This is a genomic window from Mesorhizobium sp. KR1-2, from assembly GCF_040045035.1.
Classification (GTDB): Bacteria; Pseudomonadota; Alphaproteobacteria; order Rhizobiales; family Rhizobiaceae; genus Pseudaminobacter.
Window position 1 is genome coordinate 567,607 of the sequence record NZ_JBDZDS010000001.1, and the last position, 21,094, is coordinate 588,700.

Sequence of the window (21,094 nt, forward strand, 5' to 3'; positions counted from 1 at the left end):
CATGGGCAGCATATTGTCTTTTGTGCCGCGGAAGGCGGTTCGCAGGCCAGCCGTACAGCCGGTGGAGACGCTTGCATCCGTCATCATCTTCCCGGGTGTTCGTTACGAGCGAAGGGCTTTGACAGAGGCAGCCGGCGTCAACACGACCGTCGCGAACGCGGACACGGGTCCGAAGAAGCCTAAACCAAGCCACTGACCTGAACTGAAGGCGGACAGGGGGTGCCGGCAGGTGGCCGTCACTGCGGCTTGCATGAGATGCTGCCGAGAAAGTCGGAGACCGACTTTTTCCAGCTGTCGTCCGGCACGAAGCTGCGCAGGACGACGATGCCTTGCTCGGCGGACGACTCCACATAGATCATGTTTTCTATGCCGTCCGGGATTTCCTTGCGCAACTCGATCATCTGCGCGGGAGTCAACACGATGAAGTCGACCTTGCCGTCCGGCAGGGTATGGTCGTTGAAGCTGTATATGTTTTCCCCGGCGCGATTGTAGACCGAAACCGACCAGAACGGCGTCTGCCCCTTGGCGTTTATGTGAAGGATGCCGTCGGAAAGATCGAAGCGGCAGGCGGCAGCGTCGAACAGCGGATCGACCGACTTCACGATCGGCGTCACGCCCGGTCCGGCGTCGAGACGCGCAGGCTGGTAGAGGCCCGTCGACGCGGCGAGCTGGGACCAGGCGTCCCGCTCCGAATAGGCCGGCACGAGCAACAGCACCACGATATGCACGATGCCAGCTCCGAGGAGCCCCAACAGCAGGGCGTGCAGGAGCCTAAGCATTGCCGCACCCCGACTTGACGATGCTCGGCAGCTCGACATTGGCAATTCCCGTGCTGCTCGCGATCGTGGTGTCGTAAAGCGTGAGCACGAAGAACATGCGGCCTGCGCCGTCCACGGCCAGCCAGTTTCCTGCGGCGGGATGCCTGCTTACGGACACAGCGACGGAATTGTCCGGCCGACGCAGCACCTCATAGGAGTGGAGAGCGGGCGCACGGCGATTGCGCCCATCTATGACGGTCATCTTCTCGTCAGCAGCGTAAAGAGTCCAGAAGCGCGCCGGGGGAATGGCCCCGTCGATGATGTAGCTGCAGCCGCGTTGAAGGTCGGCACCGCTATCGTCGTGCTCGGCGACGAAAGTCAGACCTTCTGCCCGGCCGAGGGCCAGGACGCCTTCGCGCGCCACTCGCGCCTTCGAATAGGGATCGGCATCGGGTGTGCCTATATCGGGAAAGGCCGTCCACCCGCCGATCGTGACCGCTCCAACCCCGTCCTGCATCGCCAGGGCATACCAGACGCTCGCGGTGCCGCCGCCGATGGCGAGGGCAAGGGTCAGCGCTACGAGGAACGTGTTCTTGAACATGAGCTGCAGCGAAGTGAAACGCCAGTTCGGGATATCGGGTGGCAGGCAATCAAGGCAAGTCAGTGCGAAACAGGGCTACGATAACCGCATATTTGATTGCGGTTTCGAAAGGGTCTCTCGACAGCGACGATCACAGGACCGAAAGCGTTTCGGGTTCCGCCGGCACGCCGAGAGGCGGTGCGGTGCGGAAAGCGTCGCCCATCTCCCGCAGCACGCGGGTGGTTGCGCTTGAGAGAATGGGCGGGCGACCCATGTCCACGTCGACTGCATCGGCATTCTTCTGCTCCATTTCGGCGGCCTTCTCGGCGACCTTGGGGTCGACATAGGGGTTCTTGATGCCGGGGATCGGCTTGATGTCGATGTTCTGGTGGGCATAGGTCATCAGCCGCTGCCAAACCATCGCCGGGACCGAGCCGCCGGTCATGTTGTGCGTAGGCGAGTAGTTATCGTTGCCCAGCCACACGGCCGCCGTGTAGTTGCCGGTGAAGCCCACATACCAGGCGTCACGATAGGACTGCGTGGTGCCCGTCTTGCCGGCCGAGCGGATGGAGGGCAGGGCAGCGCGGCGTGCGGTGCCAACCTCGGGGTTCTGCACCATGATGGAATTCATGGCCGACACCGCTTTCTCGGAAAGCACGCGCCTGGGCTTGGGGGCGTCGCGTTCATAGTCGTAGATGACCTTTCCCGAATGGGTGGCGAGTTGCGTGATGCCGTGCCGGGCGCCGCCAAATCCGCCATTGGCGAACACGCTGAAGCCGGTGGCTTGATCCATGACGGTCATGCCCGAGGTGCCCAGCACCATGGTCTTGTGAGAGCTGATGGGGGATTCGACGCCCATGGCCTCCGCCAGTGCCTTGATCGGCGCAGTCGTCAGATAGTCCTTGGCCAGGCGCACCGGCACCGTATTGATGGACCTCAGCAAGGCCGTGGTCAGGGTCACGCGCCCGGCGAAGCTGCGGCCGTAATTCTTGGGCGACCAGTTGCCCCAGCTGATCGGCCCGTCGGAGATGACCGATTCCGGGGTGAAACCATGCTCCATGGCGGTGGCGTAGACGTAAGGCTTGAATGACGAGCCGGCCTGGCGCAGCGCCTTTGTGGCGCGGTTGAACTGGCTGGTGCCGTAGTCGCGACCGCCGACAATGGCCCGCACCGCGCCATTGCGCTCGATGACAACCACGGCACCTTCGGTGACGTGGTATTCCTTGCCGTGCTGGCGCAGATTGTACTCTACCGCCTCCTCAGCAGCCTTCTGGAGGTTCATATCGATGGTGGTTCGCGCGACGAGCGAATGTTCGCCCGACTTGGCGGCGATGCGCTTGACCTCGTCGAAGGCCCAGTCGAGGAAATAGTCGGGGCTCTTGCGGTCACCCCGGTCGACCGCGGTGGCCGGATGCAGCCGCGCCGAAAGCACCTGTCCCTCGGTCATGAAGCCGCTTTGGACGAGGTTGGACAACACGACGTTGGCGCGAGCGCGGGCCGCGGGAAGGTTGATATGGGGCGCGTATTTCGTCGGCGCCTTGAAAAGGCCAGCCAGCATCGCGGATTCGGCCAAAGTGAGATCCTTGACCTGCTTGCCGAAGTAGAAGTCCGCCGCCGCCGCTATCCCGAACGTGCCGCCGCCCATATAGGCACGGTCCAGGTAAAGCTGCAGGATCTGTTTCTTCGACAGGTTCTGCTCCAGCCAGATCGACAGGAAGGCTTCCTTGATCTTGCGCTCGAAGGTGCGTTCGTTGTTGAGGAACAGGTTCTTGGCGAGCTGCTGCGTGATGCTCGAACCGCCCTGGACGACGGAGTTGGCGCGGACATTTTCCGACATGGCGCGGAACAGGCCCATGAAGTCGATGCCGTAGTGTTCGAAGAAGCGGCGATCCTCGGTAGCGAGCACGGCCTTGATCAGATAGTCAGGCATTTCGTCGACGGGAACGGAGTCCCGCTGGATGACGCCGCGCTGGCCGATTTCGTTGCCATAGCGATCCAGGAAGGTGACGGCGAAATCGTCCTGCTGATGCCAGCTGCCTGCTGTCTCCTCGAAGGCGGGCAGAGCGAGAGCCAGCAGGACGACCGAACCGGCCGCGCCCATGGTGAAGCCTTCGCTCAAAACCTCGATGACGCCTCGACGCCAGCCGCGGACGCGGAAGCGCCGGAAAAAGATCGTCATCGTCTCCCAGAATTCGCGCGCCTTGAAGCTGGCTTCGTAAAGCGAGGAATCGATCCAGGCGTCGATAGCCAGAAATATGCCGGCTCGGGGCGCTTTCGGCTTTCGATTTGCTGATGGGTCGTCCATTTCACCGCCGCCCGGCTGTTTCGCCCAGTATTACTGAAAAACCATGTGGCAATTTATAGACGGTAAATGCCGACGTCGTCTTGCCGTTCCAATATTACCGGATGCCGCGTCGGAAATCCAAGGCGCATGGAGCGCAGCGGAAAAATCGACCGGAAATAGGAATATATTCTTGACACCGTGACGCTGCTTTGGTAGTGTCTCGCTATCGTCCGAAAAGTGTGGGTGGCGGCCTCGAATGAAGGGCCGGAAATTCCCGCCTCGAAGTTTCCTCGGACATTTCCATCAAATCAGAGAGCCCCCATGACGACACCGGCCAGTGACCGCTGGGTGGCGACGCGCGCCCTCTACGAAGGCGCGGCACCCAGCTTTGAGCAACTCGCCGCAGCGCGCGCCGCCCGCGAGGGCTGGCGGGACGGGAGCCTGCTCGACGCGGGCACCCAGAACGGGAGGCTGGCGAAGCTGGTGGATGGGCTGATCGGCGAGATCGAGGCGCTCGGCATTGGGAACGGCGAGGGTGCCGTCGGCCTGGACAAGGCCCGCATCGAAGCGATCTCGACCCTGACGCGCACGCTCGAGAAGATCTGGGAAATCATACGCAGCGACGAGGGGACGAAGGAGAACGACATAAAGCGCGATGCAGACATGGCCGGACTTCTCAAGCGTATCGACGAGCGAATTATCGAACTGGCTGAGGGCTACGCAAGGCAACTGGTCTGCCGAAAACCTAGGGGATGAGGGGCTGGGCAACATTGCCAGAGAGTGGTTCCTCAACGCCCGTATCAAACAGTATCCGCTGAATTCCTGGCCTTCGACCTGGCTGGTGGTGGGCGGGCGCGGGGCAGGCAAGACCCGCCTCGGCGCGGAATGGGTGAACAGCCTGGTTCGCGGGTTTTCGCCCTTCGCCAGGAACAAGCACCGGCACATCGCCCTGATTGGCGAGACGTTGGGCGATGTCCGCGAAGTGATGATCGACGGGCCTTCCGGCATCGTCACGATTTCGCGGCACGACAAGCCGCGCTTCGAGGCAAGCCGGCGGCGGCTGGTGTGGAGCAACGGCGCGGTTGCGCAGATCTTCTCGTCGGAAGATCCGGAAAGCCTGCGCGGGCCGCAATTCGAGGCGGCCTGGTGCGACGAGCTCGGAAAATGGAAGAATGTCGAGGCCTGTTTCGACATGCTGCAGTTCGGCCTGAGGCTGGGCGAACAGCCAAAACAGCTCATCACCACCACACCCCGGCCAATCACGCTGCTGAAACGACTGCTGGCGGACCCTTCGGTGCTGGTGACGCGGATGCGGACGGCCGACAATGCCGGCAACCTCGCCGAGGCTTTCCTGCACACGGTCGAGAAGCGTTATGGCGGGACGCGCCTGGGGCGGCAGGAACTGGAAGGCGAACTGATCGAAGATCGCGAGGATGCGCTGTGGTCGCGCGAGGCGGTGGAGCGTGCCCGGCTGGACGAAGTGCCGGAGCTTCGCCGTGTCGTGGTCGCGGTCGACCCGCCGGCGAGTTCGCACAAGACCTCCGACGCCTGCGGCATCGTTGCGGCGGGGTTGGATGCGGCAGGGACGGTCATCATTCTAGGCGACGCGACGGTGAAGGCGGCGCGGCCGCAGGACTGGGCCGGAGCCGCCGTTTCGCTGTTTCATCATTTGCAGGCGGATTGCCTGGTGGCGGAGGTCAACCAAGGCGGCGACATGGTGACGGCCGTGATCCGCACGGTCGATCCGGTGATCCCGGTGAAGGCGGTGCGGGCGCGGCGCGGAAAATGGCTGCGGGCCGAGCCTGTCGCGATGCTCTACCAGCAGGGCAGGGTGCGCCATGCGGGCCGGTTTCCCGAACTGGAAGACGAAATGTGCGACTTCGGGCCGAACGGCCTGTCGAACAACCGCTCGCCCGACCGCCTCGACGCGCTGGTCTGGGCGGTGAACGAATTGCTGCCGGACGGCTCGGGGCGTCCGCGCATCCGCGATTTTCTCTAATCAGGATAGACACATGGCTTGGAAATGGCCTTGGCCTCGCATGGCGGGGAGCGACGGTGCGCGGCCCGAGCGCAAGGGTGTCGGGCCGGCAGGCTTCGTCGCGCTACACGCCCAGGGCGAGGCACGCTGGACGCATCGCGACTACGCTGCGCTTGCCAGAGAGGGGTTCATGCGCAACCCCGTGGTGCACCGCGCGGTGCGGCTGATCGCCGAGACGGCATCCGCGATTCCCTGGCTTCTCTACGAGGGCGCGGCGGAACTGGACGACCATCCCCTGCTGCGGCTGCTCGAGCGGCCGAACCAGCGGCAGGCCGGCGCGACGTTTCTGGAGGCTCTGTACGGGCACCTGCTGCTCGCCGGCAACGCCTATGTCGAGATGATCGAGGCCGGGGAAGATGTACGCGAATTGCACCTGCTGCGCCCTGACCGGGTGGCCGTGCTGACAGACGCCAGCGGCTGGCCGTCGGCGCTCGAATACCGGCAGGGGGCCGCAAAGCGCAAGACGCCGATTGGCGCGTTTCCCGGCGGCGGAGCGCTGCATCTGACGCTGTTTCACCCGCTCGACGACCACTACGGCTTTCCGCCGTTAGAGGCCGCGTTGATGGCGCTGGATACGCACAACGCTGCCGGACGCTGGAACAAGGCACTGCTGGACAATTCGGCCCGGCCTTCCGGCGCGCTGGTCTATGCGCCCAAGGAAGGCGGCAACCTGACCGACGAGCAGTTCGAACGCCTGAAGGCAGAACTCGAGGAAGGCTATTCGGGCGCTACGCGTGCCGGACGCCCACTGTTGCTGGAGGGCGGCCTCGACTGGAAGGCGATGGGGCTGACGCCGAAGGACATGGATTTCATCGAGGCCAAGCATTCGGCAAGCCGCGACATCGCGCTCGCCTTCGGCGTGCCGCCCATGCTGCTCGGCATTCCCGGCGACAACACCTATGCCAACTACCAGGAGGCCAACCGCGCCTTCTACCGGCTGACCATCCTGCCGCTGGTGGCGCGCACGGCCAAGGAACTGTCGGCCTGGCTGGCGCCTGCCTTCGGCGCCGATCTCAGGCTCTGGTACGACGCCGACTGCGTCGAGGGCCTGTCGGGCGAGCGCGATGCGCTGTGGGCGCGGCTGGAGGGTGCGAGCTTCTTGACTGACGACGAGAAACGCGAGGCGGTGGGCTACCAGCCGCGCGACCTGACCTGAGCGGGCAGGCGGCCATCCAGGAGTTTCCCAACATGACGGATATGTCGCAGGCGGGCTGGATCTGGCTCGCCAAAGGGGCCGGCGCGGTCGCCGGTTCGGCCATTTCGCTGGCCTACATCCTTCCTCACGGTCGCCGTGAGGCGGCGGCGCGCTTTGCCGTGGGCGTGGTGTGCGGCCTGATTTTCGGCGGAACGGCCGGCCTCAAGATCGCATCTGAATTCGGCATCGAGAGCCTGATCGGCCCGGGCGAGCTGGTGCTGATGGGGTCGGCCGCCGCCAGCCTCTGCGCTTGGTGGGCGCTCGGCTTTGCAATGCGCGCCTTTCAGGGCAACGGCTTCGGGCGATCGCTTCAAAAGAAATCGGAAACGGAGAATGCCGATGAAGGCTGACGCCATGGCGAGGCGCTGCGAGCGCAAATTCGTGGATCTCGTGCTGGGCGACGTAGAAACGGACGGCACCTTTTCGGGATATGCCAGCCTGTTCGGCAAGGTCGATCTCGGCAAGGACGTGGTCGAGCGCGGTGCCTTTGCCCGCTCGCTCGAGAAGCGCGGCGCGTCCGGCATCCGCATGCTGTTCCAGCACGATCCGAACGAGCCGATCGGCGCCTGGACGGAAATCCGCGAGGACGCGCGCGGCCTGTTCGTGCGCGGAAGGCTCGCCAAGGAAGTCGGCCGCGCGCGCGACGTGCTCAGCCTGATGCGCGGCGGCGCGCTCGACGGGCTTTCCATCGGCTTCCACGCGGTGCGCGCCAAGCGCGATCCGGCAAGCGGGGTGAGGCGGATCCTCGAGGCCGATCTCTGGGAGATTTCAGTGGTGACCTTCCCGATGCTGCCGGAAGCGCGCATCGACACCGTGAAGGCGCGCAGGCTGCCGACGATCCGTGAATTCGAATGCTGGCTCACGCGGGATGCTGGGCTGACGCGAAGCGAGGCCCGGAGGGTCATCTCCAAGGGCTTCGCAAGTCTCGTGGGCGGGCGGGACGCCGCAACGGGACCGGAAGCGGCACTGCTGGAAACGATCTGGCAGGCCACTCGCATGGTCAACGAAACAAGGAAAACCCTTCCATGATTGTAGCCAATTCCAGGGTGCTGGAAACCAAGTCGGCTGCCGGCAGCCACCTCGACCTCTCCGAGGCCTTCAGCGACTTCATGTCGACCTTCGAGGCCTTCAAGGACAGCAACGACGAACGCCTGGCGCAGCTCGAAAGGCGGGGCGCCGATGCGGTGACCAGCGAGAAGGTCGACCGTATTTCGCGCGCGCTGGACGAACAGAAGCGCGCACTCGACGATCTCTCGCTGAAGGCCGTCAGGCCGGCGCTCGGTCGCGGCGGTGCGCGGCATGTGCGGAACGAGCACAAGGCCGCCTTCGAGGCCTATGTGCGCAGCGGCGACGACAGGCTCCTGCGCTCGCTCGACACGAAGGCGATGTCCTACGGCTCCGGCCAGGATGGCGGCTATCTGGTGCCTGACGAAACCGAAGCCGAGATCGGCAGGCGCCTCGCGGCTCTGTCGCCGATCCGCTCGATAGCGTCGGTGCGGCAGGTGTCAGCGGCAGTGCTGAAGAAGCCCTTCGCGATCAGCGGGCCGGCGGTGGGCTGGGTCGGCGAAACCGCCGCGCGGCCACAGACCGCCGCCTCGACGCTGGCCGAGTTGCAGTTTCCGACGATGGAGCTCTATGCCATGCCGGCGGCGACGGCCTCGCTGCTGGAGGACGCGGTGGTCGATCTCGACCAGTGGATCTCCGGCGAGGTGGAGGCGGCCTTCGCCGAGCAGGAGGGCGCGGCCTTCGTTTCCGGCGACGGCACCAGCAAGCCCAAGGGCTTCCTCAGCTATCCCAAGATTGCGGAGGCGAACTGGGCCTGGGGCAAGATCGGCCTCACGCTGACCGGCAAGGCGGGCGGCCTGCCCGACGATGCCCCGTCCGACGTGCTGATCGACACGGTCTATGCCCTCAAGGCCGGCTATCGCCAGAACGCCAACTGGGTGATGAACCGCAAGACGCAGGCCACGCTGCGCAAGCTCAAGGACGCCGACGGCAACTATCTGTGGCAGCCGCCTGCGGCACCCGGCCAGCGCGCCATGCTGATGGGCTTCCCGCTGGTGGAGGCCGAGGACATGCCGGACGCGGCAGCCGATGCCACGCCGATCGCCTTCGGCGACTTCAGCCGGGGCTATCTCGTGGTCGATCGCACCGGGGTGAAGGTGCTGCGCGACCCGTACTCTGCGAAGCCTTACGTGCTGTTCTACACCACCAAGCGGGTCGGCGGCGGCGTCCAGGACTTTGATGCGATCAAGCTGCTGAAGTTCGCAACCGCCTGACCGGCGGCTTTCGCTTCGACGACGCAAAGGCAGGCGGGCACCCCTTCCGCTTGCCGCGCCGTCGTTGGCGGCCCCGGCCGTCCTCCCCGGGGCCGCCGCTTCCATTTCTCCCCGAAACGAAGGTAATCGCATGACGCTCTTGCGAACGGTCGACCCCGCCGTCGAACCGGTGACGCTGGTCGAGATGAAGCGCCATCTGCGCCTCTCGCACGACAGCGAGGACGAATTGCTATCAGGTCTGATCCGGGCGGCGCGTGAGGATGTCGAGCGCACCACGGGCGTGGCCATGATCAACCAAGCCTGGCGGCTGGTGCTCGACTGCTGGCCGAGTAGCGGCTGCGTGCTGCTGGCGCGGCATCCGGTGCGTGAAATCCTGTCGGTAACGGTCTATGGAAGCGAGGGCGAAGCCGCGGTGCTTGACCCAGGCACCTATCTGCCCGACACGCTGTCGCGGCCGGCGCGGCTGCATTTCGAGCAGCGCCCGGAGAGGCTGCGCATCGCCAACGGCATCGAGATCGATTTTTCAGCCGGCTTCGGCGAGGCGGGGACGGACGTGCCGGACCTTCTGAAACGTGCCGTCACGCTGCTGGCCGCGCACTGGTACGAGTTTCGCGCCGCATTCGGGCCGGGCGACCAGCCGGTCTCCTATCCGGCCGGAATTGACCGGATGCTTGCAAGCTACCGCGAGCGGAGGCTGTGATGCGGGCGCAGTTCATCGATCCAGGCCAAATGAGAACGGAGCTGGCGCTGGAGGCGTGCACGGAGACGCCCGACGGACTGGGAGGGCACGAGCAGGCCTGGTCCGAGGTCGCGTCCGTCTTTGCGATGATCGAGCCGGTTTCGGCGCAATCCGTCTTCGGCGCGGGGCAGATGCTGGAAACCGTGACCCATCGCGTCACCGTGAGATGGCGCGAAGGCGTGGCGAGTGGGATGCGGCTGAAGAAGGCCGGACGGATTTTCGACATTCTCACCGTTCACGATCCTGACGAAACCGGCCGCTATCTCGTCTGCCGGGTGAAGGAGGCGCGCCCTTGAAGCTTGCCATGAAGCTGACGATCGACGGGCTTCTGCGGGCGTTGCGCTGGCAAGCGCATGATCTGGCGGAAGAAGCGGAACGAGGTTACCGTGCGGAAATGCGGGTCCGGCGCGCCGCGCAAGACCAGCGTGGCATGGCAACCCGAAGGATGGGGGAAGGCGATGACCGCACAGGCCGCTGAGCTGCAGCAAGCGATTTTCGCGACGCTCGGGAACGACCCCGTTCTGACCGGACTGCTCGGGGGCGAAAAGATCTACGATCGCGCGCCGGCGAATCTGCCGTTTCCATATCTCACCTTCGGCCGCACCAGCGTCTATGACTGGAGCACCGGAACCGAGAACGGGAGCGAGCACCTCTTCACCCTTCATATCTGGTCGAAGGCCAAGGGCAAGAAGGAAACGCTGGAAATCATGGAGGCCGCCAGAGCGCGCTTGGACAACGGCTCCCTCACGCTAGACACGCATCACCTGGTGAACATGCGGCTGGAGTTCGCCGAGGCCAGGTACGACGACGACCTTTCGGTCCATCACGGCCTTCTCCGCTATCGGGCGGTGATCGAAGAAGCGGCGTGACTGTCCGGGCTGAGGCCCGGCTTTTCGTCCAACCAATATCAGGAGACCGGACATGGTCGCTCAGAAGGGCAAGGACCTTCTCCTTAAGCTCGACTCCACGGGAGCGGGAAGCTTCGTGACGGTCGCGGGGCTGCGTTCGAAGCGCATCGCCTTCAACAGCGAAACTGTTGACGTCACCAATTCGGACTCGGCGGGGCGCTGGCGGGAGCTGCTTGCCGGCAGCGGGGTCCAGCGGGCGTCGATCACCGGAACGGGCATTTTCAAGGATGCGCAGTCGGATGCGGCGATCCGCTCGCGGTTCTTCGCCGGAGAGATCAGCGACTGGCAGTTTTCGATCCCGGATTTCGGATTGGTCCAAGGTCCGTTCCAGATCACCTCGCTGGAATACACCGGAACCCATGATGGCGAAGTGACCTTCGATATGGCGCTGGAATCCGCGGGGCCTGTCAGCTTCACGGTGACGCCGTGACGGCAAACAGACGACGCGGTGAAATCGCGGCCGAACTCGACGGTAAGACCCACCGGTTTTGCCTGACGCTCGGTGCGCTGGCGGAACTGGAGGCGGCCTATGCCGCCGACGATCTCGGGGCGTTGGTGGAGCGCTTCTCGCGCGGGCGCCTCTCGGCGCTCGACATGATACGCATCATCGGGGCTGGGTTGCGCGGCGCTGGCCAGGACATTCCCGACGAGGATGTGCGTTCCATGCAGGCGAGCGGCGGTGCGACAGGCTTCGCCGCGATCGTTTCCGATCTGCTCACGGCCACTTTCGGCGCCCCTGCGCAGGGGAACACGCCAAACCCTTGAAAGCCGCGGCAGGCGCGCCGCTCGAATTCCCGTGGGATCAGGTGATGGCCATGGGCTTCGGCCTGCTGCGGCTTTCACCCCACGCATTCTGGGCAATGACGCCGCGCGAATTCGAACGGGCGGCGAGCGTGCTGAAAAGGGCGGCCGGTGAAGCGCCGCGCCGTGAGGACATGCTTGCTCTGATGCAGGCGTTTCCAGACAAGCCATAAGAGGAGGGAGCATGGTTGAAGACGTGACGGTCTCGATCAATGCCGACATCGCGCCCTTTCAAGCCGCGCTGGGCGACCTTGAGAAGCTCTCCGACCGCTTCGGGGCGCAGCTCACTGGAGCGCTGAAGAGCGCGGCCGTGGGCGGCAGGGAACTCGACGAAGTGCTGCGGCGCATCGGGCTCAACCTGGCCGGCATGGCGCTGCAGGAGGGGCTGAAGCCGCTCCAGTCGCTGACGGGTTCGCTGTTTTCGGGCCTGCTCGGCGGGCTCTCCGGCATATTGCCTTTTGCCAAGGGCGGGGTTCCCGGACATGTGGTTCCGTTCGCGGACGGCGGTGTGGTTTCCGCGCCGAGCTATTTTCCCATGGGACGGAGCCTCGGCCTGATGGGCGAGGCGGGACCGGAAGCGATCCTGCCTCTGCAGCGGTCATCCGACGGGCGGCTGGGCGTCGTCGCATCAGGCGGCAGCGCGCCGGTCAACGTGGTGTTCAACATCTCGACGCCGGACGCGGCCTCGTTCCGCAAATCCGAGGCGCAGATCACCGGCATGCTGGCACGGGCGGTTTCGCGCGGCACCAGAACTTTTTGAGGGGGCGTCATGTCGGAGCTTGCCAACTTTCACGATGTGCGGTTTCCGCTCGCGGTCTCCTTCGGCGCGACCGGCGGGCCGGAGCGGCGCAACGAGATCGTTTCCCTGACCTCGGGCCGGGAGAAGCGCAATGCGCGGTTTTCGCAATCGCGCCGCCACTACGATGCCGGAACCGGTGTCAGAACGCTGGAAGACCTGCATGACGTGCTGGTCTTCTTCGAGGCGCGGCGCGGGTCGCTCCACGCGTTCCGCTTTCGCGATCCCTTCGACATGAAGTCTTGCCGACCCGAGGAGACGCCTTCGCTGCGGGACCAGCTTCTCGGGCGTGGAGACGGGACCACCAGTCGGTTCAGGCTGGTGAAGCGCTATGGGACCAGTAAGGATGCCTATGTGCGGCTGATCCCGAAGCCGGTGGCGTCATCGCTGAAGGTTGCCGTCGGCGGCGTGGAGGTGGCCTCGGCCGTTTTCTCGCTCGAGGCTAGCGGCGAGATCGTGTTCAAGGAGGGGGCGGTTCCCGCTTTGGAAGCGGAAGTCACCGCCGGCTATGAGTTCGATGTGCCCGTGCGCTTCGACGCCGAGCGCATGTCGATGAGCCTGACGGCATTCAAGGCTGGGCAGATTCCGTCGATCCCGCTGGTGGAGGTGCTGCTTTGAGCGCTTATCCTCAGGCTCTCGCCAATCATCTGTCGCGGGAGGTCACCACGGTCTGCCACTGCTGGCGACTGACCAGGGCGGACGGCATGGTGAGCGGCTACACCGACCACGACCGAGCGCTGACCGTGGCCGGCTTGACCTTCGAGCCCGAGACGGGCTTTAGCGCGAGCGAGGCGCGCGAGACGCTGGGGTTGGCGGTCGACACGGTGGATGTCGAGGGTGCTCTGTCTTCGGCGGACATATGCGACGAGGACATTGCCGCCGGCCTCTATGACGGTGCGAAGCTCGAGACCTTCCTGGTCAATTGGCGCCGGCCGGAGCAGTCCGTGCTGCTGCGCACGGCAACCATCGGCAAGATCACGCGCAGCGACCAGCGGTTCGTCGCGGAATTGGAAAGCCTGACCCGGGCGCTGGAGCAGCCCAACGGACGCTATGTCGGCCGCGCCTGCGACGCGGAGCTGGGCGACCAGCGGTGCCGTTTCGCATTGAGCAAGCAGGGCTTTACCGGGACGGGTGTTGTGAGCTCCCGCGAGGGGGATGGCACCGTCGTGGTCACCGGTCTTGAAGCGTTCGAGCCAGGCTGGTTTTGCCACGGCGTGCTGGTCCGGAAGACCGGCGCGCGCGCCGGACGCAGCGAGCGCATCGTCGACCATCGCCGCGACATGCGAGGCATCGCCCTGGTTCTAAGGCCGGGGGCGGGACCGGAAATCCGCGCCGGCGACACGTTTTCGATTACCGCGGGCTGCGACAAGAGCTTTGCGACTTGCAAGGCGAAGTTTTCGAATGCGGTGAATTTTCAAGGCTTTCCCCACCTGCCGGGCAACGACGTCGCCTACAGCTACGTCGTCGAGGGTGGGCAGTTCGACGGGAAACCGATCGTGCCATGAGCGAGCAGCAGCCGGACAACATCTCCGTGGTGTCGCTGATCGTGGCGGAGGCCATGTCGTGGCTTGGCACACCCTATCGGCATCAGGGCAGGCGCAAGGGCGTGGGGTGCGACTGCCTCGGCCTCGTGCTCGGCGTCTGGCGCGCGGTCTATGGAAACGAGCCCGAGCAGCCGGCGGATTACGCGCCGGACTGGGCGGAAGCGGGTGGGCAGGACCTGATGCTTGCGGCTGCGCGGCGCCACTGCGCCGAAAAGCCGTTCGGGCAACTGTCCGCCGGCGACCTGGTTCTGTTTCGCTGGCGGCCGCATCTGCCTGCCAAGCACGCAGCGATCATGACCGCGCCGGAGCGATTCATCCACGCCTATCAGGGGCATGAGGTGGTTGCTTCGGCGCTGGTGCCGCAATGGCGAAGCCGCATTGCCGGCGTATTCGCTTTTCCCGAGAAACCGCAATCCCGCTGACGTCCGGAGGCCCCGATGGCTACCATTTTGCTGCAGGCTGCCGGCGCGGTGCTCGGCGGCGTGCTCGGCCCTGTCGGGAGTGCGATCGGCTCGGCCGTCGGTGCGCTGGCCGGCTATGCCATCGACCGCGCACTGATCGACAGCACCCGCCATGTCGAGGGCCCGCGCCTCAACGGCGCTCGGCCTTTCACCGCCGAGGAAGGCGCCTCGATCCCGCGCGTCTATGGCAGTGCGCGCATTGGGGGCACGCTGATCTGGGCCACCCGTTTCGAGGAAAAGCGCACCACGCAACGGCAGGGTTCGAAGGGCGGCGGCCAGAGCGTGACCGAATATTCCTACTTCGCCAATGTCGCCTTCGCCCTCTGCGAAGGGGAGATTGCCGGAGTTCGCCGCATCTGGGCGGATGGGAGGGAGATCGATCGCAACGACTTCGAGGTCAGGATCTATCGCGGAAGCAAGGATCAGCCCGTCGATCCGCTGATAGAGGCCAAGCAGGGCAGCGGCAACGCGCCGGCCTATCGCGGCCTGGCCTATGTGGTGTTCGAGCGCTTTGCGCTTGGCGACTACGGCAATCGCATTCCGCAGTTCCAGTTCGAGGTGCTGAGGCCCGTCGGCGAAACCGTGCGGCAGGTGCGGGCGGTGTGTCTCATTCCGGGGGCGACGGAGTATGGGTTGTCGCCGCGTCTCGTCACCCAGCAGAAGCGGCCGGGCGACAGCAGCGCCGCTAACCGCCACGTTCTCTATGCAGGCACTAATCTTGCGGCGTCGCTCGACGAACTGCAGATGCTTTGCCCCAACCTCGAGCATGTCGCCCTCGTCGCCACCTGGTTCGGCGATGATTTGCGGGCAGGGCAATGCAGGATACGCCCGATGGTGACCAGCCGCACGGCGTCGGGCTTCTCGGAAGCCTGGAGTTCGTCGGGCGTCAGCATGGATGCTGCGGCGGCCGTGTCATGGTCGCACGGCGGGCCTGCCTATGGCGGCACGCCCTCCGACCGGAGCATCATTGCCGCGATCCGCGAGATCAAGGCACGCGGGCTGAAGGTGACGCTCTATCCGTTCGTGATGATGGACATCGCAGCCGGCAACACGCTGCCCGATCCTTACGGCGGTGCGGCTCAGGCGGCCTATCCCTGGCGTGGCCGGATCACGAGCCACCCCGCGCCGATGCGCCCGGGAAGCGCCGACAGGACGACGGCCGCGCGGCCGCAGGTGTCGGCCTTTTGTGGCGGCGCAGTTCGCTCTCAGTTCGAGGCAACGGCTGGCGGTGTGCGGTTCACAGGTGCGGCGGACGACTGGGGATACCGGCGCTTCCTGCTGCATTTCGCGCATCTCGCGGCTGCCGCCGACGGCGTCGACGCGTTCCTGATCGGGACCGAGTTGCGCGGACTAACCACGCTGCGCGACCAGAACGATGCCTTCCCCTTCGTCGAGGCGCTGTGCGCGCTCGCCGCCGACGTTCGCGCTATCCTTGGAGCCGGCACGGCCATCACCTATGGCGCGGACTGGAGCGAGTATTTCGGGCATCAGCCCGCCGGTGGCAGCGGCGACGTCTATTTTCATCTCGATGCGCTGTGGGCTCATCCGGTCGTCGATGCAGTCGGCATAGACAACTACATGCCGCTGTCGGACTGGCGCGACGAGGACTATTCGGGCCCCAACCCGGACGGATTTCGCGACCCCTACGACGCGGCGGCAATGGGCGAGGCGATTGCCGGCGGTGAGGGATACGATTGGTATTATCCCTCTTCCGAGGCCCGGCTGCGCCGGGAGCGCGCGCCGATCACCGATGGTAGCCACGGCAAGCCCTGGGTCTATCGCTACAAGGATCTGGCCGGTTGGTGGAGCAACCGGCACTATGACCGAAAAGGCGGGCAGGAGGCTCAGACGCCCACCGCCTGGGTTCCTTGCTCCAAGCCTATCTGGTTCACCGAGCTGGGCTGTCCGGCGGTGGACAAGGGGCCGAACCAGCCCAACGTCTTCCCGGATCCGAAGTCGGTCGAGAACGCGATCCCGTATTTTTCCAACGGCGGGCGTAGCGACCTTGCGCAGCAGCGATTCTTTGGAGCGCATGCGCGGCACTGGAATCCGAAGGATGCCGCCTTCAGGGAAGAGAACAACCCGCTTTCGTCGCTCTACGGCGGCAGGATGGTGGACACCTCGCGTATCTATCTCTGGGCGTGGGACGCGCGACCGTTTCCGGCCTTTCCTTTGCGAACGGACATCTGGTCCGACGGAGGCACCTGGAACCGCGGCCACTGGCTGAACGGGCGGCTGGGCAACCCGTCGGTGGCAGCGCTGATCGACCGCATCCTCAAGGATCACGGCCTACCGCCGGCCGACACGTCTGGCGCGGATGGCACGGTGCAAGGCTATGTGATTGCCGACCCAGGCGCAGCCCGCGCCGCACTGGAGCCGATCGTCGAACTGTTCGACATCGCCGTGCACGAAGCGGCCGATCGTCTGGTTTTTCGAAGTCGGGGGACGCGGATCGAGGCACCTGTCGAGGTCACCGAACTGGTCTATGACGGTAAAGGCCCGATCATCGAAACGGCTCGGATCCCGGATCATCAACTGCCCGTGGAGGGCATCCTCGCCTTTCGCGATCCGCTCATGGAATATCAGGCAGGCACGGTGCGCTCCGTGCGCGAGGGCGCGGCTGGCAGCCGCCAGCAGGTCATTTCCTTTCCGGGCGTGCTGGAGAACAGCGAAGGCCAGGCACTACTGGACGATTGGATGCGCCGCATCTGGGCGGAGCGCGAGAGTATCACCTTCGCGGTCGCGACGCCCAACGCGGACGTCGTGCCTGGCAATGTGGTGCGCTTTGCGGGGACAGGCAACGGCTCTGGCTTCCTGGTGACGGAAATCGAGGATGGCTTGGTTCGGAAGGTTTCCGCCAGGCAGATCATTCAGGGCGCGCCCGCGATGTGGCGGCCGCAGCAGATCGTGCCGTCCATTCCAGCACCGCCGATAGTCGGCCAACCCTTTGTGCAGCTGCTCGACCTTCCGACCGCGCCGGGTGGCGGAGCACCGGAGGACCAATTCAGGATCGCCGTCTGGCAAAAGCCCTGGAAGGGGCAGGCGCTGTTCGTATCGCCCGAAGAAACAGGGTTCGTGCAGCGCGGGTCGATTGCGAGGCCGGCCAGCGTGGGCCGGCTGGCGGGGGCTCTGTCGCCTGGTTTCGAAGGGCGGATCGACCGGAGCGGCTCCGTCCTCGTGGAGCTGTTCGACGCCGAAGTGGCAAGCGCGAGTCGCCTGCAGATGCTCAATGGCGCCAATGCGGCGGCGATCAGGTCCGCCAACGGCGCGTGGGAGGTCGTGCAGTTCCAGAAGGCCGAGGAGATCGCGCCGGATGTGTGGCGGCTGAATGATCTGCTGCGCGGTCAACTGGGCACGGACGATGCGATGGCAGTCGGCGCGCCGGCGGGGGCAAGTTTCGTCGTGCTTGACGACGCGGTCCAACCTGCGGGGCTGTTGGCGCGGGAAATCGGCCTGTCCCTCAACTGGCGGGTGGGGCCATTCGGTGCCGATTTTTCGAGCGACAGATTTGCCACGGTCACCGGGGTGGGAGGGCTGCGTGCCCGCGGGCCGCTTTCGCCCGTTCATCTCAGGGCGAGAAAGAGCGCCGACGGCGATCTGCTCCTGTCGTGGGTTCGTCGCGGGCGAATCGATGCCGACGACTGGAGCGTCGGCGAGATCCCGCTGGGCGAAGAACGCGAGGAATACCGAATCGAGATCGCTGCCGCCGACGGCAGGCCGATCCGCACGGCGAACGTCGTCGAGCCTTCATGGCGTTATCCGGCGTCCTTGATCGCGGCCGATCTCGGGGTGAGGCCGGCCGAGATCGAGGTGAAGATCAGCCAGTTCAGCGTTGCGGCCGGCTGGGGCATTCCGCTCGTCCGCCGGCTTGTCGTGCATTGAACGAAACCCCTCCAACCCGCGAAAGGAAACAGCCATGAGCTCCGAAAAACCGTGGTATCTGTCCCGCACCATCTGGGCTGCGCTGATTGTCGTGGCCGCGTCGGGTGGAGGGCTCGTCGGGGTTTCCATTGACGGTGCGGAGCAGACGCTGCTGGCCGACGCGGTGCTCCAGGCGGTTGCCGCAATCGCCGGGATCGTGGCCATCGTCGGGCGGATTGCGGCGAAGAATAGGATCGGTTGACGCAATCCAGCGAGCTTTTCGCGTTTCACTGAGAACTTGCGATCGAAGACTTGCGGGACGGGGGAATTGCTGCTGATCTACGTTCATTTCGCGTTCAGCAGTCGTCGGATAATAACGAAAATCATGAAGATGCCCCGCTCCATTTTCCGGTCTGCTGTCATTGCGTTCTGCTTGTCGGTTCTGGTCGCGCCCAGGTTGCTGGCCGCCGAGACCGACGAGGAGCCGACGGTCGTCGCGTCTGCCGATTGCTACGCGATCGGCCAACATGTCGCTGCCCAGTATGGAGGCACTTTGGCCAAGGCGAACGCCGGCACTCAAGGCGGTCAGGCGGTGTGTGTGATCGTCGTACTCGTGCCGGGCAGGGAAGGGGAGCGTCCGCGCCGCTCGGAATTCGTGGTGCCACAGAACTGAGCCTGACACGCCAAGTTTTTTAATTTCGCCGGAATCGACCTTTACTTGCCCCGTTTTCGGCAACAGACGGATAGTAGATGCGCATATTGGTCGTTGAAGATGACAAGGAACTGAACCGGCAGTTGTCGGACGCCTTGGTGGATGCCGGCTATGTGGTGGACCGCGCCTTCGACGGCGAGGAAGGCCACTTTCTTGGGGACACCGAGCCTTACGATGCGGTCGTTCTCGATATCGGCCTGCCGCAGATGGACGGCATAAGCGTTGTCGAACGCTGGCGCCGCGACGGCCGCAAGGTGCCGGTCCTGATCCTGACCGCGCGCGACCGCTGGAGCGACAAGGTCGCTGGCATCGATGCCGGCGCCGACGACTACGTGACCAAGCCGTATCACATAGAGGAAGTGCTCGCGCGCGTGCGTGCGCTGATCCGGCGTGCTGCCGGCCATGCCTCTTCCGAGCTGTCCTGCGGGCCGCTTCGGCTGGATACCAAGGCTTCGAAGGCGGATGTCGGCGGTGTTCCGCTCAAGCTGACATCCCATGAATTCCGGCTGCTTGCCTATCTGATGCATCACATGGGCCAGGTGGTGTCGCGCACCGAACTGGTGGAGCATCTCTACGATCAGGATTTCGACCGCGATTCCAACACCATCGAGGTCTTTGTCGGCCGTCTTCGCAAGAAGATGGGCGTCGATATGATCGAAACCGTTCGCGGCATGGGGTACCGCATGCGCGAGCCCGCCCGGTGAAGCTGTTTGCCGCCAAAGCTGCAGACAGGTGCGAGGGATGACGATAGGGCCCCGCTCGCTGGCCTTTCGCGTCATCGCCTTTTCGACCATCTGGGCGGTGGTGGCACTGATCGTCATCTATACGGTGATCGCGACTCTCTATCGCCAGGCGAGCGACCGAGGCTTCGAAAGCCTCCTGTCTGCGCACCTTTTCAATCTCATCGGTTCCGTGGGCGTGTCCGAACCCGGCGTCCTGACCGGTGGTCCCGACCTCGGCGACCTGCGGTTTTCCGAGCAGGATTCCGGCTGGTACTGGGCGGTGGAGCCGGTTTCCCCGGGCCTCAGCGGGAGCCTCCGCTCGCTTTCCATGACCGAGTCGATACCTTCGCCTTCGACCACCGAGGTGCCTTTCAACGCGAGCTTTCAGCGCAACTACGTCACCCAGGGAATCGCGGGCGAGGAAATCGAGGTTTTCGAGAGCGAATTCGTGCTGGACGCCAAGAACAGGGTCGCTCGCTTTCGCGTCATGGGCAACCGCAGCGAACTCGAGCACGAGATCGGAGCGTTCGACAAGCGGCTCCTTACTTACCTCTCGCTTTTCGGCCTGGGCATGATCGCCATCAATGCGATTGCAATCATGCTGGGTCTGCGTCCGCTCGGCCGGGTCCGGGCGGCGCTCGCCATGGTGCGCGAGGGCAGTGCCCAGCGGCTGGACGGGAGTTTTCCGGTCGAGATCGAGCCGCTGGCCAATGAGACGAACGCGCTGATCGACAACAACCGCCGCATCATCGAACGTTCGCGCACCCAGGTGGGCAATCTGGCTCACTCGTTGAAAACGCCGCTTGCCGTGCTTCTCAACGAAGGGCGGGCGATCGGCGGTGTGAAGGGCAAGCTGATTTCCGACCAGGCCGCAGCCATGCAGAGCCAGGTAGAACATTACCTGCGACGCGCCAGGGTGGCCGCGCAACGCGACAGCGTCGTCTACCGCACGCCGGTCGTTCCCATTCTCCAGAGGATGGTCAGGGTCATGGCGAAGCTGAACCCTGACACCGATCTGTCGTTTGCTCCGCCTTCGGCGGAGATCGTCTTCGGCGGCGAGCGGGAGGACCTGGAGGAAATTGTCGGGAACCTGCTCGAGAACGCGATGAAATGGGCCAAGGCGTCGGTCCGCGTTTCTGTCGCGCCTGTCGCAGGTCAAAGCGCGTCGGCAACCGAGTTCGCGCTGACGATCGAGGACGACGGGCCGGGCATCCCGGAGGAGAAGGCACGCGAAGCCATGAAGCGGGGCAGGCGCCTGGATGAAACGAAACCTGGAACCGGTCTCGGACTGGCGATCGTCGCCGATCTCGTCAACGAATATGGCGGTAAACTGATTCTGGAGCGCTCGGCGATGAGGGGGCTTAAAGCGATTGTGCAGCTTCGTCGTGTGCAGTAGTCGAATAGACCTTGCTCAAA

Annotated in this window: 25 protein-coding genes; 22 read left to right on the top strand and 3 right to left on the bottom strand. The window is 64.8% G+C overall.

The window, feature by feature from the left end:
- Window positions 1–236: 236 nt before the first annotated feature.
- The 3 genes from ABLE85_RS02715 to ABLE85_RS02725 all read right to left on the bottom strand — a co-directional run bounded on the left by ABLE85_RS02715 (window position 237) and on the right by ABLE85_RS02725 (window position 3,643).
- A complete protein-coding gene (locus ABLE85_RS02715; RefSeq protein ID WP_348791133.1) occupies window positions 237–779 on the bottom strand; it encodes a DUF1254 domain-containing protein in 543 nt (180 codons plus the stop codon).
- Window positions 772–1,359, bottom strand: a complete 588-nt coding sequence (locus ABLE85_RS02720; RefSeq protein WP_348791134.1) for a DUF1214 domain-containing protein — start codon at window positions 1,357–1,359, stop codon at window positions 772–774. Before ABLE85_RS02720 ends, ABLE85_RS02715 begins: the two co-directional genes overlap by 8 nt.
- A 130-nt stretch (window positions 1,360–1,489) precedes the next feature.
- Window positions 1,490–3,643: a PBP1A family penicillin-binding protein gene (locus tag ABLE85_RS02725; RefSeq protein WP_348791135.1), complete on the bottom strand. Its 2,154-nt coding sequence runs from the start codon at window positions 3,641–3,643 to the stop codon at window positions 1,490–1,492.
- A gap of 300 nt (window positions 3,644–3,943) precedes the next feature.
- Here ABLE85_RS02725 and ABLE85_RS02730 point away from each other — a divergent pair, with 300 nt between their 5' ends.
- The 22 genes from ABLE85_RS02730 (at window position 3,944) to ABLE85_RS02835 (ending at window position 21,074) form a co-directional block, all read left to right on the top strand.
- Window positions 3,944–4,378, top strand: a complete 435-nt coding sequence (locus ABLE85_RS02730; protein ID WP_348791136.1) for a hypothetical protein — start codon at window positions 3,944–3,946, stop codon at window positions 4,376–4,378.
- Complete coding sequence (locus ABLE85_RS02735) at window positions 4,278–5,621, top strand: terminase family protein (protein WP_348791137.1); 1,344 nt, start codon at window positions 4,278–4,280, stop codon at window positions 5,619–5,621. Before ABLE85_RS02730 ends, ABLE85_RS02735 begins: the two co-directional genes overlap by 101 nt.
- 13 nt (window positions 5,622–5,634) lie before the next feature.
- Complete coding sequence (locus ABLE85_RS02740) at window positions 5,635–6,816, top strand: phage portal protein (RefSeq protein WP_348791138.1); 1,182 nt, start codon at window positions 5,635–5,637, stop codon at window positions 6,814–6,816.
- Between the two features lie 32 nt (window positions 6,817–6,848).
- Window positions 6,849–7,205, top strand: coding sequence for a DUF6107 family protein (locus ABLE85_RS02745; protein WP_348791139.1), 357 nt, complete (start codon window positions 6,849–6,851; stop codon window positions 7,203–7,205).
- A 4-nt stretch (window positions 7,206–7,209) separates the two neighbouring features.
- Window positions 7,210–7,884, top strand: a complete 675-nt coding sequence (locus tag ABLE85_RS02750) for an HK97 family phage prohead protease (RefSeq protein WP_348791449.1) — start codon at window positions 7,210–7,212, stop codon at window positions 7,882–7,884.
- A complete protein-coding gene (locus ABLE85_RS02755) occupies window positions 7,881–9,134 on the top strand; it encodes a phage major capsid protein (RefSeq protein ID WP_348791140.1) in 1,254 nt (417 codons plus the stop codon). Before ABLE85_RS02750 ends, ABLE85_RS02755 begins: the two co-directional genes overlap by 4 nt.
- Before the next feature lie 130 nt (window positions 9,135–9,264).
- Window positions 9,265–9,834, top strand: a complete 570-nt coding sequence (locus ABLE85_RS02760; RefSeq protein ID WP_348791141.1) for a head-tail connector protein — start codon at window positions 9,265–9,267, stop codon at window positions 9,832–9,834.
- The gene (locus ABLE85_RS02765) at window positions 9,834–10,169 is read left to right on the top strand and encodes a phage head closure protein (RefSeq protein WP_348791142.1); all 336 of its coding nucleotides are present in this window, start codon (window positions 9,834–9,836) and stop codon (window positions 10,167–10,169) included. Before ABLE85_RS02760 ends, ABLE85_RS02765 begins: the two co-directional genes overlap by 1 nt.
- A complete protein-coding gene (locus tag ABLE85_RS02770) occupies window positions 10,166–10,351 on the top strand; it encodes a hypothetical protein (RefSeq protein WP_348791143.1) in 186 nt (61 codons plus the stop codon). The genes ABLE85_RS02765 and ABLE85_RS02770 overlap by 4 nt, the downstream gene beginning before the upstream one ends.
- A complete protein-coding gene (locus ABLE85_RS02775; RefSeq protein WP_348791144.1) occupies window positions 10,332–10,742 on the top strand; it encodes a DUF3168 domain-containing protein in 411 nt (136 codons plus the stop codon). The genes ABLE85_RS02770 and ABLE85_RS02775 overlap by 20 nt, the downstream gene beginning before the upstream one ends.
- A 52-nt stretch (window positions 10,743–10,794) precedes the next feature.
- The gene (locus tag ABLE85_RS02780) at window positions 10,795–11,211 is read left to right on the top strand and encodes a phage major tail protein, TP901-1 family (protein ID WP_348791145.1); all 417 of its coding nucleotides are present in this window, start codon (window positions 10,795–10,797) and stop codon (window positions 11,209–11,211) included.
- A complete protein-coding gene (locus ABLE85_RS02785; protein ID WP_348791146.1) occupies window positions 11,208–11,546 on the top strand; it encodes a gene transfer agent family protein in 339 nt (112 codons plus the stop codon). The genes ABLE85_RS02780 and ABLE85_RS02785 overlap by 4 nt, the downstream gene beginning before the upstream one ends.
- Entirely contained in the window at window positions 11,543–11,755 is a 213-nt protein-coding gene (locus ABLE85_RS02790; protein ID WP_348791147.1) for a rcc01693 family protein, read from the top strand. Before ABLE85_RS02785 ends, ABLE85_RS02790 begins: the two co-directional genes overlap by 4 nt.
- Window positions 11,756–11,766: 11 nt before the next feature.
- Window positions 11,767–12,342, top strand: a complete 576-nt coding sequence (locus tag ABLE85_RS02795) for a phage tail tape measure protein (RefSeq protein WP_348791148.1) — start codon at window positions 11,767–11,769, stop codon at window positions 12,340–12,342.
- Window positions 12,343–12,351: 9 nt separating this feature from the next.
- On the top strand, window positions 12,352–12,996 hold the full coding sequence (locus ABLE85_RS02800; protein ID WP_348791149.1) for a DUF2460 domain-containing protein: 645 nt from the start codon (window positions 12,352–12,354) through the stop codon (window positions 12,994–12,996).
- Complete coding sequence (locus ABLE85_RS02805; RefSeq protein ID WP_348791150.1) at window positions 12,993–13,883, top strand: DUF2163 domain-containing protein; 891 nt, start codon at window positions 12,993–12,995, stop codon at window positions 13,881–13,883. The genes ABLE85_RS02800 and ABLE85_RS02805 overlap by 4 nt, the downstream gene beginning before the upstream one ends.
- Window positions 13,880–14,344: an NlpC/P60 family protein gene (locus tag ABLE85_RS02810; RefSeq protein ID WP_348791151.1), complete on the top strand. Its 465-nt coding sequence runs from the start codon at window positions 13,880–13,882 to the stop codon at window positions 14,342–14,344. Before ABLE85_RS02805 ends, ABLE85_RS02810 begins: the two co-directional genes overlap by 4 nt.
- Window positions 14,345–14,359: 15 nt before the next feature.
- On the top strand, window positions 14,360–18,265 hold the full coding sequence (locus ABLE85_RS02815) for a glycoside hydrolase TIM-barrel-like domain-containing protein (protein ID WP_348791152.1): 3,906 nt from the start codon (window positions 14,360–14,362) through the stop codon (window positions 18,263–18,265).
- A gap of 34 nt (window positions 18,266–18,299) precedes the next feature.
- Window positions 18,300–18,506, top strand: a complete 207-nt coding sequence (locus ABLE85_RS02820) for a hypothetical protein (protein WP_348791153.1) — start codon at window positions 18,300–18,302, stop codon at window positions 18,504–18,506.
- 123 nt (window positions 18,507–18,629) lie between these two features.
- A complete protein-coding gene (locus ABLE85_RS02825; RefSeq protein WP_348791450.1) occupies window positions 18,630–18,917 on the top strand; it encodes a hypothetical protein in 288 nt (95 codons plus the stop codon).
- A gap of 77 nt (window positions 18,918–18,994) precedes the next feature.
- Window positions 18,995–19,660 (top strand): response regulator transcription factor, encoded by a 666-nt coding sequence (locus ABLE85_RS02830; RefSeq protein ID WP_348791154.1) that lies wholly within the window; start codon window positions 18,995–18,997, stop codon window positions 19,658–19,660.
- A gap of 37 nt (window positions 19,661–19,697) precedes the next feature.
- Window positions 19,698–21,074, top strand: a complete 1,377-nt coding sequence (locus ABLE85_RS02835) for an ATP-binding protein (RefSeq protein WP_348791155.1) — start codon at window positions 19,698–19,700, stop codon at window positions 21,072–21,074.
- The last annotated feature ends 20 nt before the right edge of the window (window positions 21,075–21,094 follow it).